We start from the raw sequence: 14,242 nt of genomic DNA, 5'->3' as shown, positions 1-14,242 counted from the left end.
CCCTACAGTATATGACAAAGATGCAGAATGCAGTCATATCTGGGAAACTGTGACAGACAGCAATGCAACCTGCGGCAAAGCAGGAAAACGCCATCAGGAATGTACCGCATGCCAGGCAAAGAAAACTCTTTCAGATATTCCGGCGACAGGCAAGCATAAATGGGGCAAATACACTGTAACCAAGAAAGCAACCGTATTTGCACAGGGACAGGAAACGAGAACCTGCAGTGTCTGCAAAAAGAAAGAAACCAGAAAAACAGCGAAATTAAAAGCTGCATTGAATCTTTCAGCATATGCATTCCCGCTTCAGAGAGGAAAAACAGTAACCATAAAATCATCCGGTCTCAAAAACGGAGATTACGTGAAACTGGTAAGTTCAGCAAAAAGTTCTGTTTTAAAAGCTGTAAAACTCAAAAACGGTAATATCCGGCTGACAGCTCAGAGAAGCACAAGCAAAAAGGCAGTAGCTGTAAAAGTACTGGTCAAAACCGCCGGCGGTGCAAGCAGAACTATAACAGTTACCGTCCAGAGCAACCAGGTAACAACAAAGAAGATTACCGGCATTGCCAGAAGTCTTAGCGTAAAACGGGGAAAAACCATTACGTTAAAACCTGCTCGTTATCCGTTTACCAGCCAGGAAAAAATAACCTATACAAGTTCCAATAAGAAAATCGCGACAGTAGATGCAAATGGGAGAGTAAAAGGAATAAAAACAGGAAGTGCCGTGATCACGGTAAAATCCGGAAAAGCAGTATACAAAACTACGGTAAAAGTTACAAAGTAATTTAACCAAAGCGCGGGATGCAGAAATGTATCCCGCGTTTTTTGCGGGAATAGAAAGTATAAGCAAGGATACAATAAATAAAAGATTTTTTGTTATACTGAGAAATGACATAATATAACACCTGTGCAGAAATTTGACATTTCATAAAAAAAGATGCAATTTAAGGTGCAAAAAGGCAGAAGTATGTTATAATAGAAGCGTTACAGAAAAATGGCAGCAATGAGGAATTCATCCATTTTGCTGATTGCAGGGGAGTATAGAATGAACAACGAAGAAAATAAGGGAACTTTGCCGGAGGATGATGTAGGCAGACCAGATGAGACTACAGATATCGAAGACAGAATCAATGCGACATTGGATAAAATTCTGGATGATGACGAGGATGAGTTTGACGATATACAGGTTGATTACGAGGATCCGGAAGATGAAGAACCAGATAATGAAGCTCCGGACGAGGAAAATCGTGAGATAAGGGAAACTGAGGACGACTACGAGAAGACAAAAGTATGGACTGATTCTTCGGAAGAAGCAGATGAAGAGGAATCAGAAGAAGTGATGGAAGAAGAACCGGAACAAGAGGAAGAAGTTCCGGCAGTTCGAAGCAGACACAAGTCAGCACGTCCCGGTCCGGTAATTTATGTTCCAATGGATGAGCTGGATCAGAATTCAGATGTTCCACCAGGAACCAGAGCCAAGAAGAAAACTCACAAAGGCCTGAAAATCTTTGGTCTGGTGATGCTGATGATAATAGTTCTGGGTGGATGTGCCTACGGCGGAATCAGTTATTATTTTACAGATCGTTTCTTTGAGGGAACCTGGATCAATGGAGTTGACTGTTCGCAGAAGACAGCATATGAAGTAGAGCAGCTTATGGCAGAAAAACTCAGTGAATACTCCATTGAAGTTTCTTCCAGAAATATAGCTGCGCAGACGATCAGAGGCGAGGACATTGATTACCAGTATATGTCTACTGGCGAAATCCTTCAGCTTCTTAAGAAACAGAAACCATATGAATGGATCAGGGGTCTCTACGAACAGAAAAGCTACACCGTATCCGAGAATGTCGGCTATAATAAGACACTTCTTCAGGAACAGCTCAAATCTCTGAATTGTGCACAGGCCGAGAATCAGGTAGAACCGGAGAATGCCTATGTGGCATTTCGGGATAATCAGTTTGTGATCGTACCGGAAACAGAGGGAAGCAAACTGAACATCAAAGAAGCATACAAACTTCTTGATGCGGCAGTGGAAGCTAATGAAGCAAGTATAGATTTCAGTGATAACCAGGATGCTTACGTATCCGCAGAAGTGACCCAGGATGATCCGGCACTTCAGTCAGCACTGGAAGCATGCAACAACTATACGAAGGCAAGCATTACTTATACATTTGGTGACCAGAGTACGACACTGGATGGTAATACGATTAAGGACTGGCTGCAGTTTGATGAGAAAGGTCAGCTGGTATGGGATGACAATTCTTTCCAGCAGCACGTGGCAGATTATGTTGCACAGCTTGCAGCAACTTATGATACTGTTGGTACAGAGAGAGAGTTTCAGGCAACAAGCGGAAGAACAGTGTATGTATCCAGTTCCGTCTATGGATGGAAGATCGATCAGGCGGCAGAAACTGCTCAGCTGAGTCAGGAGATTCAGTCAGGAACACAGACAACGCGGGAACCTGTTTATTCTCAGACAGCGAATGCTTATGGTGTGAATGACCTGGGTAATACTTATATTGAAGTGGATCTCAGTGAACAGCATATGTACTATTATCAGGACGGTGTGAATATTTTTGAATCAGATTTTGTGTCCGGTAATATGAGTTATGCTGACCGTCAGACACATGCCGGTATCTTCACCTTATATTATAAGAAGAGTCCGGATGTACTGAGAGGCGGACAGAAGGGAACTGCAAATTATTATGAACAGCCGGTACAATACTGGATGCCGTTTGACGGAGGTATTGGTTTCCATGATGCAGACTGGAGAGACGAATTTGGCGGTGACATTTATCTGACAAGTGGATCTCATGGATGCATAAATCTTCCACCGGAAAATGCAGAGGTACTGTATGATCTGATTCAGTATGACGTTCCGATCGTATGCTTTTACTAAAGAATTACAGGAGAGAAAATAATGGGAAAATCATTTGATTTTTTGCTTACGGCAGCAGCACTGATCGCAGGAATCCTGCTTCTGACAGGACACGGAGATTTTTTACTCAAAGGAGGAAATGCAGAACTCCGCAAAGCGAAATACGATGAAGCCAAGATGACCAAGGGTTCCGGCGTGGCACTGATTTTGATCGGTATTCTGACAGGAATTGACTCCTATACAGAGGGAATAGCATCAGAAATCATTTATGTGATTCTGTTACTGCTCGTTATGGTAGGACTTGGACTTTACCTCAAATACAAATGCAAAAAGAAATAAAAATAATCAAAACAGGAGCGTGGAAACGATTTCGAAGTTTCCACGCTCCTGTTACTTTTCAGGATATTTTTTAACAAAAAAGATCGACGAGATCCATTGGCTTACGGATGATCTCATCCGGTTCCGGTACATCTCCGAATCCATAGGAAGCAAAGACAAACGGAACGCCAGCCTTGCGGCAGGAAAGGAAATCTCCCATGGTGTCACCGACATAAACCGGGGATTTCATATCATAAGTTCTGGCGATGAGGGAGATGTTGGAACCCTTATCGAGATTGTTATCACCATTGCACAGATGACCTTTGAAATATTTGCCGAAGCCGGTGGCTTCAAGAAATACTTCAATATAGCCGGCCTCACAGTTGCTCACGATATACAGCGGGTATTTCTCAGCTAAAAGCTGGAGGGCTTTCTCCAGATCTTCGTACAGAGGGGCGCATTCCTTAAGAAGTGCTTCATGCTCTGCGTTACAGCATCGGTCGATCAGACGGAGCTGTTCTTCTCTGGAGGCATCTGGAAAAATCTGCTTTGCAATATCCGGAAGCGGCTGTCCGAACATAGAAGCAATGATCTCAGCCGTCAGAGGAAGTTCGATCTGTTCAACATTGCGGAGATAGTTTTCCCAGGCTTTCGCCACGATTCCGGTGGAATTCCACAAAGTTCCATCTACATCAAAAATAATACTGTCCATAATATAGTCCTTTCAGGAAAAAAATGAGATTTATCATACTGGTAAAATTGCCTTAATTCATATTCTATATGGTAAAATAAAAAAAATCAACTGTCTTTTAGCGGGATTTATGGTATACTGAGGGTACTGTTTACTGATACTGATAATAATAAGACAAAAAAACAAGACAGGACTAGAAGAATGCTGAATGACATTGTAAAGCCACTGACAGAGTGGTACAGGCAGAATAAGCGCAGCCTTCCATGGAGAGACCGGCACAATGCCTATTATACCTGGGTATCGGAGATCATGCTGCAGCAGACAAGAGTGGAGGCAGTGAAGCCATATTTTCGCAGGTTCACAGAAGAACTTCCGGATCCGGCGGCACTTGCAGAGTGCCCGGAGGAGAAGCTTCTCAAACTGTGGGAGGGACTTGGGTATTACAACCGCGTCCGGAATATGCAGATTGCGGCACAGACGGTTGTGGAGGAATATGATGGTGTACTTCCGGCATCTTACGAGAAACTTCTTTCCCTTAAGGGAATTGGAAGCTATACAGCAGGAGCAATTGCATCGATCGCTTATGATATACCGGTTCCAGCAGTAGATGGAAATGTACTTCGCGTGATCACCAGGATTATAGAGGATGATGGTGATATCATGAAGCAGTCTGTAAAGAAACGGATAGAAAATAAGCTTCAGGAGATCATGCCAGGGGAGTACCCCGGAGATTTCAATCAGGCACTGATGGAACTCGGCGCAGTTGTCTGTGTGCCAAATGGCGAACCCAAATGCGATGTCTGTCCGGTGGCTTTTTGCTGCGGGGCAAGAGCTCATGGAACGATCGACAGATTTCCCGTCAAAGCACAGAAGAAAGACAGGAAGCTGGAAGATCGGACCGTTCTTGTGATCCAGGATGGAGAAAAGACAGCAATCCGCAGGCGTCCATCGAGAGGACTTCTTGCGGGATTATATGAGCTTCCGAATCTTAAGGGACATCTCTCTGAAGAGGAAGTACTGGAGAGCGTCAAAGCCATGGATCTGGAACCGCTTCGTATAGAAGCACTTCCGGAAGCAAAGCATATTTTTTCACATATTGAATGGAGGATGACTGCCTACAGGGTCCGTGTTTCCTCACTGGAAGAAATCCGTCAGAATGATCTGCTTTTTGTCGGTAAAAGGCAGTCCGACGATCAATATGCGATCCCATCAGCATTCAGCGCGTACACAAAATATATCAGGGAATAACACACACAGGAGGAATAATACCGATGAAAATTTTAAGTATTGCAATTCCATGTTATAATTCAGAAGCATATATGGAGAAGTGCATTGATTCCCTTCTTGTAGGAGGCGAAGATGTGGAGATACTTGTCGTAAATGACGGATCATCCGACCGCACAGCAGAGATTGCAGATGCTTATGCAAAGAAATATCCGACGATCGTCAAGGCAATCCACCAGGAAAACGGCGGTCACGGCGAAGCAGTCAACGCAGGAATCAGAAATGCAAGCGGACTTTATTTTAAAGTCGTGGACAGCGACGACTGGGTAAATGCAGAAGCGTATGAGCAGATCCTCAAGACTCTGGAAGAACTTATCCGCGGACCAAAGACTGTTGATCTTCTGATCAGCAATTTCGTATATGAGAAACAGGGCGTAGCAAGGAAAAAGGTCATGCAGTACAGACACTGTCTCCCGGTAAACGAAATCTTTGAGTGGGACAAGGTGCGTATGTCTAAGGGAAAATATCTCCTCATGCATTCCATGATCTACCGTACTGAACTGCTCCACGAATGTGGTCTGGAGCTTCCGAAGCATACGTTTTATGTAGACAACCTGTTTGCATTTGAGCCGCTTCCATATGTTCAGAACATGTATTATCTGGATGTGAATTTTTATCGTTACTTCATTGGCCGTGATGATCAGTCTGTAAATGAGAAGGTTATGATCAAGAGGATCGACCAGCAGATCAGAGTTAACAAACTGATGACAGATGCTTTCCACAGATGTCAGTTCAGTAACAAGCACCAGAAGAAATATATGCTCAGTTACCTGGATATCATCACAACAGTTTCTTCCATCATGCTGGTACGCGCCGGCACACAGGAAGCACTCGATAAGAAAAAAGAACTCATGGAATACATCCGTGAGCTGGACCGCTGGCTGTACCATAAACTTCGCTACAGTGTCCTCGGACGTGCAGCAAATCTTCCAGGCAGAGCCGGCAGAAAGATGTTCGTGGCAGCTTATAAAGTATGCCAGAAATTCTATGGATTCAACTAAAGAAATAATATAAGAAACGAAAGGCTTTCAGCAGGGATACGATAATTCCTGTCGAAAGCCTTTAATAGTTTCTGTTTACGGAAGAATGATCTTCACCGGTTCTTTCTCGATAGAAACGGAAAAAGTCTCCTGAATGCCGGCGGATTCTCCGTCTTTATGTACCGCAAGTGGGACAGTACTGAATACTTCGACCTTTTTGCAGCGGAAGATATGGATTCCGGTGAACTGTGTATGCTTGCCCCAGAATGCAGTCGGAAGACAGAAGAGAACCTTAAGCTTGCTCAGTCCGTCGACAACGATCACATCAAGATATCCGTCAGAAGGGCTGGCATCAGGGCAGAATTTGAAGCCGCCGCCCTCGTATTTCTGGTTCATCACTGCCGCGAAATATACCTTGTGGAATGGGTAGATACGTTCTTCATCCATCCGGAGTGTCACAGGAACAGGCTTCAGGAACAGAAGCTGTTTCAGCGCGACAAAGAGATAAACAAGTTTCCCCAGGCCCACACGGTTAAGTATTTTTTTCATAGGGGTGACGCTTACTTCGTGGCATACTGCAGCGTCAAACCCGATACCGCAGCTGATCGCGAAATGACTTTTGCGTCCCTTGATGGAGATGACCGGGACATCCATGGATGCGATGTGTTTTCTTTTGAGGATGCAGTCCAGTGCCTCGTGCGGGTCCTGTGGGAGCTGCATGCTGCGGCAGAAATCATTCCCGGATCCTGTCGGGATATAACCAAAATAAATACAGGACAGATCCTTAACACCGGAAAGAACCTCCTGGATCGTACCGTCACCGCCGACTGCGATCAGATAAACAGGATGTTCCGGTGATGCTTTTGCTGTGATGGAAGCCGCCAGTTTGACCGCATGACCGCGGTATCCGGTAAAGACAGCCTTGTAAGAAATATGTTTCTGTCGAAGAGTCCTGCGAAGTTCCTTCCATATAAGAGCACCTTTCCCTGAGCGGGAATTAGGATTTACGATAAAATAATACATAATATCCTCCAAAACGATTCTTTTTTTATGATAACATTGTTTTCTGTAATTTACAATCAGGACTTGCCTTTACAAAGATTTAACAGTCAAAAGACTAAAGATTTTACGAAGCGTGCGTATACTTGGCTTAAATTGAAAAATGAGAGAGGTAAAAATAAATGATCTACTTGGTAGAAGATGATGAAAGTATCCGCGAGCTTGTGGTATATACACTAAAAAGTCAGGGATTGGATGCAAAAGGATTCGAACGCCCATCCCTTTTCTGGAAGGAACTGGAGAAACAGGTTCCGTCCTTGATCCTTCTGGATGTGATGCTTCCGGAGGAGGACGGAATCTCCATTCTTAAGAAACTCAGGACAAGACCGGACACCAGGAAACTTCCGATCATCATGCTGACAGCAAAGGGAAGCGAATATGATGTCGTGATGGGACTGGACAGCGGTGCAGATGACTATATTCCGAAGCCGTTCCGGATGATGGAACTCATCTCCAGGATCAAGGCAGCACTTCGAAGAGCAGAGGACAAAGGCGCAGAAGAATACCGGCTTGAGAACCTTTATGTATGCCCGGTCCGCCATGTAGTGACTGTTGACCAGGAGCCGGTTACCCTGACACTTAAGGAATATGAGATGCTGTGCCTGCTGCTTAAGAACAGCGGAATGGTCCTTTCCAGAACACAGCTTCTGAACCAGATCTGGGGTTATGAATTTGATGGAGAAAGCAGAACAGTGGATGTACATATCCGTACGCTGCGGCAGAAACTTGGCAGTGCCGGAGATCTGATCGAAACAGTACGGGGCGTCGGTTACAAGATAGGAAGATGAAAATCTTCCTTTTTTGTTGGTCAAAATGCAATTCTATGATATACTCATTTTCAGAGAAAACTTCTGAGAGGATTTAGAATAAATGAAATCATTGGTAATTGCGGAGAAGCCTTCCGTGGCAAGAGACATTGCAAGGGTTTTCCATTGTAATCAGAAAGGGAACGGAGTCCTGGAAGGAAAGGACTATGCTGTGACCTGGGCACTGGGACACCTGGTAACTCTGGCAGATCCTGAAGAATATGATAAGAAGTACATGAAATGGGATATGCAGACGCTCCCTATGATGCCGGATAAGATGAAGCTGGTCGTGATCCGCCAGACATCGAAACAATATCAGGCGGTCAAGACGCAGCTTTTCCGTAAGGACATCGGAGACATCATCATCGCCACAGATGCCGGAAGAGAGGGCGAACTCGTAGCAAGATGGATCCTGGACAAATCCGGATGCCATAAGCCAATCAGGCGATTATGGATCTCATCCGTGACAGACAAAGCGATCAAAGACGGATTCCAGAATCTTAAAGATGGAAGAGAGTACAATAACCTGTACAGAGCGGCTGTGGCGAGAGCAGAGGCAGACTGGCTGGTGGGAATAAACGGAACACGAGCCCTGACCTGCAAATACAATGCGCAGCTTTCCTGCGGTCGTGTGCAGACCCCTACCCTTGCGATCATAGCAATGCGCGAAGAAGAAATACGAAACTTCAAACCGAAGGATTACTATGGAATATCTTTACAGGCAGGAGAAGTACAGTGGACCTGGAAAGATCCAAAGAGCGGAAGCTTCCGTACTTTCCAGAAAGAACGTGCAGAGGAGATCACACAGAGCGTCCAGAATGGACAGATCGAAATCACTGCTATCACAAAGAAACCAAAGAAGACAATGGCACCGGGGCTCTATGATCTGACAACTCTCCAGAGAGAGGCAAATCAGAAATACGGATTTTCTGCCAAGGAAACCCTGAATATTATGCAGCGCCTTTATGAAAATCACAAAGTCCTGACCTATCCGAGAACAGATTCACGTTATATCGGCAAGGATGTAGTCCCGACACTCAAAGAAAGACTCAAGGCTTGCGGTACAGGTCCGTATCGTAAACTGGCAGGAGCACTTCTGAACAAACCGATCCGCACAAATGGAAGTTTTGTGGACGATAAACGGGTCAGTGACCACCATGCGATCATTCCGACAGAGCAGTTCGTGCAGCTTGACCATATGACAAACGAAGAGCGCAAGATCTATGATATGGTGGTAAAACGCTTCTTAAGTGTTCTGTATCCGCCATTTGAATACGAGCAGACTTCAATGGAGGGGACAGCAGGCGGTTATACCTTTGCTGCCAACGGAAAGACAGTCTTAAGTGCCGGCTGGAAAGAAGTCTACGAGGGTGGATTCCAGGAAGAGGACGACACAGAAGAAGAAAAACTCAAAGACCAGAAACTTCCTGTCTTTGAAAAGGGACAGAAACTTCGTATCACACAGGTACACCTGAATTCCGGCAAGACCAAAGCCCCGGCACGTTTCACAGAGGCAACACTGCTTGCAGCGATGGAAAATCCAGTCAAATACCTTTCCACGAAGGACAAACAGGCTGCAAAGACTCTGGGAGAAACGGGAGGACTTGGAACCGTAGCAACCAGGGCAGACATTATAGAGAAACTTTTCCACAGCTTTATGATGGAAAAGAAAGGCAACGAGATCTATCTGACTTCCAAAGCAAAACAGCTTCTGGAACTGGTTCCGGAGGACTTAAAGAAACCGGAACTGACAGCAGACTGGGAAAAGAAACTTTCTGACATTGCGAAAGGAAAACTTAGACAGGACACCTTTCTGAGTGATATCCGCGACTATACAAATGAGATCGTCAGTGAGATAAAAACGGGACCGGGAACATTCCGGCACGATAACCTGACGAACAAGATCTGCCCGACCTGTGGCAAGCGTCTTCTGGCAGTCAACGGAAAGAACAGCAAGATGCTGGTCTGCCAGGACAGAGAGTGCGGCTACCGTGAGACGATCTCACGAACAACAAATGCCCGCTGTCCGAAATGCCACAAGCGTATGGAAATGCTGGTCAAAGGCAAAGAAGAAACCTTCGTATGTGCCTGCGGTTACAAAGAAAAACTGTCTTCTTTCCAGGCAAGACGAGAGAAAGAAGGGGCAGGAGTCAAGAAACGTGATGTCCAGCGATACCTGAAACAGCAGCAGAAAGAAGCCAACGAGCCGGTAAACAACGCTTTTGCACAGGCGCTGGCAGGACTGAAACTCGACTGATACAAAACTACAAAATAATTAAGATAAAGGAGAAGCCGTTATGCCTGTATTTGATTTCAGCAATGCAACAACCGAAAAGAAAGATCCGGAATGCACCTACACCACATTCCGCTCCAATGAAACAAAACCATCTCCGGAGAAACCGATCCTGGTCCTGGACAACACAAGCCGCCAGTGGAATCATCATTCCTGTGGCGTATTCTCTAATCCAAACCAGAAATCTTCTTTTGAATTCAAAGAAGAGGATGGCGTATTCCCGGCAGATATCCTCAAGATCGATGCACGTTTCGTAAGCCTTGTCAAATGGCTTGGTGAAAACCATATCAGTGTACGATTATCAGGACAGAATACTGGAGAAGGCTATGCAGTCTACAAGATCCGAGAGACCGCATTCGGAGGCGGCACCAAGCTTTCTGCAGAGGATGGATTTCTTCAGTTTATGATCGAGCGTCTGCTCGCAAGCAATGCACCGACAGAACTTCCAGAGAACGAGGACGAGAATGAAGAGGGCGACAACATGAAGCTCACCAGTATCCAGAGCATCACAGACTTTATGACCTGTGCGGGAAGGACCATGCCGGATAACATCCGCCTCTGGGCAAGACGAAACCTTGCCGTAGCACGTTCCCATGAGGTCTCTCAGGAAGAAAGAAGACATGCACAGAGAGCACTGTCCATTATGATGAACATCCAGTGGAAGAATAATTACTTTGAATCCATCGACCCGGTAGAGGCACGCCGTATTCTTGACGAAGAACTTTACGGAATGGAGAAAGTAAAACAGAGAATCATCGAGACGATCATTCAGATTAACCGTACCCATACACTTCCGGCGTATGGACTTCTGCTTGTAGGACCGGCAGGAACAGGTAAATCCCAGATCGCATATGCCGTAGCACGTATCCTGAAACTTCCGTGGACAACTCTTGATATGAGTTCCATCAACGATCCTGAGCAGCTTACAGGAAGTTCCCGTGTTTATGCCAATGCCAAACCGGGAATCATCATGGAGGCATTTTCCATGGCAGGAGAATCCAATCTTGTATTTATCATCAATGAGCTGGATAAAGCAACCAACGGTAAAGGAAACGGAAATCCGGCAGACGTGCTTCTGACACTTCTCGATAACCTGGGATTCACAGACAACTACATGGAATGTATGGTTCCGACCGTCGGTGTATATCCGATCGCAACAGCAAATGACAAAGCACAGATCAGTGCACCGTTAATGTCCCGTTTTGCGGTCATTGAACTTCCGGATTATACAGCAGAAGAGAAGAAAGTCATCTTCTCCAAATTTGCCCTTCCAAAAGTTCTCAAGAGAATGAACTTAAGAGAAGAAGAGTGCGTGATCGCACCGGATGGACTGGATGCAGTGATCGAGCAGTTTGCGGATACTACAGGAATCCGTGATTTGGAGCAGGCGGCAGAGCATATCGCAGCAAATGCGCTGTATCAGATCGAGGTAAATAAGGTATCCTCTGTAACATTTGATGCAGAGATGGTGAAGAAATTATTTGAGTAAGGCGCAAAGATCAGTATATAAACAAAATAGTATAGAATACAGACAGGGAGCAGATCCATAGTGGAAATGCTCCCTGTCTGTATATTATCTGCGTAAATTGATATTGCAGATATGTTTCTTTGATTTTATCGGAAACTCTTGAGCCAGTTTACAAGAGAATCATGCCAGATGTTGTCATCGACAGTCTTTTTCATCTGATCGGTGACAGGTCCGTTGTTAGCCATCTTTGCAAGGATGGCAGCCTGGAGTTCTTCGACGGTCATGCCTTCCGGAGCCTTGTTCGGGTCAACCTTGACAGGTTCTTTTGCTGTGGATTTTTCTGATGCCTCGGTAACTTTTTCTTCTGTAGCGGCAGTTTCCTTTGTGGCAGTGCTGATAGTATTTACATCTGTACTTTCGGAAGCAGTTTCTTTTTCCTCTGTCTTTGTGGCAGATGTTTTTTCAGCAACTGTAGTCTCTTCAGCAACAGCAGTCTCTTCGGCAGCAGGAGTCTCTTCTTTGACAGATTCTTTAACAGCTTTTTCCTTCACCTCTACCTTGACAGGCGTGTACTCCGGCATATCACCGGCAGGTACCCAGATCTCACCGCTGTTTGCATGAACACATACATTGATGCGTTCGCCCTCGACAGAAACTTTCTGACCGGTCAGAGTGCCGACATATTCAGATGCATTTCCGGCAGGGAGGTTCATCCAAGCATCGTTGTCATCATTGTTGACAGTTACGACCACGCGCACACCGTCCAGATCACGGGCAAAAGCAAACTGGCGGTTAGTAAGCTGCAGTTCTGCATAACTTCCGTAACTCAGAGCCGGGGTATTCTGTCTGATCTTTCCAAGAGCGGCAACCAGAGCTGTACATGGATTTGTTTCTTTCGCATCTGCGTAGTCTGCAAGAACCAGGGCAGGTCTCAGGCTGTCATCAGAGGAACGTTCCTTGCGTCCTTCAATTCCAAACTCAGAACCATAATAGATACTTGGAACTCCCGGAAGAGTATAAAGAAGTACATGAACCGGATTAAAATGCGCTTTATTGGACAGTTTGGTGTAGATTCGTTCTACATCGTGATTGTCAACAAAGTTGTACAGATCAAGATTTCCCATGTTCTGGAGATATTTCACTGTATGTGCGATCTCGAAATAGTTATGGTCATTGTGTCCACTGTAAAGAGCTTTGTGCAGAGCATAGTTTGTGACACTGTGCAGTGTCTCGCCATTTACCCAGCGGCTGTAATCGCCATGGATAACTTCACCCATCAGCCAGAAATCAGGTTTGACTTCCTCGGCAGTACGGCGGAGTGCACGCATGAAATCAAAATCCAGGACATCAGCGGCATCCAGACGGATTCCATCGACATCAAACTCAGAAACCCAGTAGCGGATCACATCACAGATATAATTCTGGACTTCCGGATTTCGCTGGTTCAGCTTGACAAGCAGATTGTATCCGCCCCAGTTGTCATAGGAAAATCCGTCATTGTATTCATTGTTTCCCCAGAAATTGACATTGCAGTACCAGTTAAGGTACTGAGAATGTTCGCGGTTCTTCTGGATATCCTTGAATGCAAAGAAATCACGTCCTGTGTGGTTGAATACACCGTCGAAGATTACTTTGATGCCTTTTTCGTGACATGCTTTGACAAAAGCGGTCAGGTCTTCGTTTGTTCCAAGACGGGAGTCAAGCTTCTTATAATCGGTGGTTTCATAACCATGTCCGACACTTTCGAAGAGAGGTCCGATGTACAGGGCGGTGCATCCGATCTCTTTGATGTGGTTGATCCATGGGAGGAGAGTGTTCAGACGGTGGACAGGAGTGGTGTACTCATTCTGTTTCGGTGCACCGCAAAGTCCAAGTGGATAGATGTGATAAAAAATTGCTTCATTGTACCAACTCATAGGTTATCATCTCGTTTCGTAGTTATTTTTTTATCGCCGGAATGCTGCATGAAACAGAACATGCCCGGTATAAAAATAATGGGGCTGTCCGTATGTACGGCAGCCCCTCTTTGGTTCAAATATGAAATTATAACTGAGGACCAGCAGCAACAAGTGCTTTACCAGCTTCATTTCCTTCATATTTAGCGAAGTTCTTGATGAATCTTGCAGCAAGATCTTTTGCTTTTTCTTCCCACTGAGCAGCATCTGCGTATGTGTCACGTGGGTCAAGGATTCCTGTATCAACGCCTGTAAGTTCTGTAGGAACTTCAAAGTTGAAGTATGGAATTGTCTTGGTAGGAGCGTTGTTGATATCTCCGTTGAGGATAGCATCGATGATACCACGAGTGTCTTTAATGGAGATACGTTTGCCTGTTCCATTCCATCCTGTGTTAACGAGGTAAGCTTTTGCTCCGCTCTGTTCCATTTTCTTAACAAGCTCTTCTGCATATTTTGTTGGGTGCAGTTCCAGGAATGCCTGGCCGAAGCAAGCTGAGAATGTAGGTGTAG

General features: G+C 45.3%; 12 protein-coding genes. 8 read left to right on the top strand and 4 right to left on the bottom strand.

Going from position 1 to position 14,242, the window contains the following annotated elements; all coding sequences use genetic code 11:
• From QZL69_RS02695 to QZL69_RS02685, 3 genes are all read left to right on the top strand, one after another.
• Window positions 1-784, top strand: a 784-nt coding sequence (locus QZL69_RS02695; protein ID WP_291517970.1) for an Ig-like domain-containing protein, incomplete at its 5' end; no start/stop codon positions are given.
• Between the two features lie 261 nt (window positions 785-1,045).
• On the top strand, window positions 1,046-2,899 hold the full coding sequence (locus QZL69_RS02690) for a L,D-transpeptidase family protein (RefSeq protein WP_022213684.1): 1,854 nt from the start codon (window positions 1,046-1,048) through the stop codon (window positions 2,897-2,899).
• Window positions 2,900-2,920: 21 nt separating this feature from the next.
• A complete protein-coding gene (locus QZL69_RS02685; protein WP_022213683.1) occupies window positions 2,921-3,217 on the top strand; it encodes a DUF3784 domain-containing protein in 297 nt (98 codons plus the stop codon).
• A gap of 70 nt (window positions 3,218-3,287) precedes the next feature.
• Here the strand turns inward: QZL69_RS02685 and QZL69_RS02680 are convergent, their stop codons facing one another.
• Entirely contained in the window at window positions 3,288-3,908 is a 621-nt protein-coding gene (locus tag QZL69_RS02680) for an HAD family hydrolase (RefSeq protein WP_022213682.1), read from the bottom strand.
• A 180-nt stretch (window positions 3,909-4,088) separates the two neighbouring features.
• Between QZL69_RS02680 and mutY the strand changes: the two genes are divergently transcribed.
• Both mutY and QZL69_RS02670 read left to right on the top strand, forming a co-directional pair.
• Complete coding sequence (gene mutY, locus QZL69_RS02675; RefSeq protein ID WP_022213681.1) at window positions 4,089-5,135, top strand: A/G-specific adenine glycosylase; 1,047 nt, start codon at window positions 4,089-4,091, stop codon at window positions 5,133-5,135.
• Between the two features lie 23 nt (window positions 5,136-5,158).
• Entirely contained in the window at window positions 5,159-6,172 is a 1,014-nt protein-coding gene (locus tag QZL69_RS02670; protein ID WP_022213680.1) for a glycosyltransferase family 2 protein, read from the top strand.
• A gap of 75 nt (window positions 6,173-6,247) precedes the next feature.
• Here the strand turns inward: QZL69_RS02670 and QZL69_RS02665 are convergent, their stop codons facing one another.
• Window positions 6,248-7,174: a diacylglycerol/lipid kinase family protein gene (locus QZL69_RS02665; protein WP_022213679.1), complete on the bottom strand. Its 927-nt coding sequence runs from the start codon at window positions 7,172-7,174 to the stop codon at window positions 6,248-6,250.
• A 158-nt stretch (window positions 7,175-7,332) separates the two neighbouring features.
• Between QZL69_RS02665 and QZL69_RS02660 the strand changes: the two genes are divergently transcribed.
• The 3 genes from QZL69_RS02660 to QZL69_RS02650 all read left to right on the top strand — a co-directional run bounded on the left by QZL69_RS02660 (window position 7,333) and on the right by QZL69_RS02650 (window position 11,798).
• Window positions 7,333-7,998 carry a response regulator transcription factor gene (locus QZL69_RS02660; protein ID WP_022213678.1) on the top strand — a complete coding sequence of 222 codons (666 nt, stop codon included), beginning with the start codon at window positions 7,333-7,335 and terminating at the stop codon, window positions 7,996-7,998.
• 82 nt (window positions 7,999-8,080) lie between these two features.
• The gene (locus QZL69_RS02655) at window positions 8,081-10,273 is read left to right on the top strand and encodes a DNA topoisomerase III (protein WP_022213677.1); all 2,193 of its coding nucleotides are present in this window, start codon (window positions 8,081-8,083) and stop codon (window positions 10,271-10,273) included.
• A 40-nt stretch (window positions 10,274-10,313) separates the two neighbouring features.
• Window positions 10,314-11,798 carry an AAA family ATPase gene (locus QZL69_RS02650; protein ID WP_022213676.1) on the top strand — a complete coding sequence of 495 codons (1,485 nt, stop codon included), beginning with the start codon at window positions 10,314-10,316 and terminating at the stop codon, window positions 11,796-11,798.
• A gap of 125 nt (window positions 11,799-11,923) precedes the next feature.
• On the opposite strand, the gene QZL69_RS02645 is transcribed toward QZL69_RS02650, so the two are convergent.
• Together QZL69_RS02645 and QZL69_RS02640 are read right to left on the bottom strand one after the other, a co-directional pair.
• A complete protein-coding gene (locus QZL69_RS02645; RefSeq protein ID WP_022213675.1) occupies window positions 11,924-13,693 on the bottom strand; it encodes an alpha-amylase family glycosyl hydrolase in 1,770 nt (589 codons plus the stop codon).
• Window positions 13,694-13,820: 127 nt separating this feature from the next.
• The coding region (locus tag QZL69_RS02640; protein WP_291517961.1) for a phosphoenolpyruvate carboxykinase (ATP) at window positions 13,821-14,242 on the bottom strand (422 nt) is incomplete at its 5' end.

The organism is Blautia sp. CAG:237, from assembly GCF_000436615.1.
In the GTDB taxonomy this organism is placed as follows: Bacteria; Bacillota; Clostridia; order Lachnospirales; family Lachnospiraceae; genus Blautia_A; species Blautia_A intestinihominis.
The sequence above is the reverse complement of the archived record's forward strand: the minus strand, read 5'-3'. Positions and strand labels throughout refer to the sequence as shown.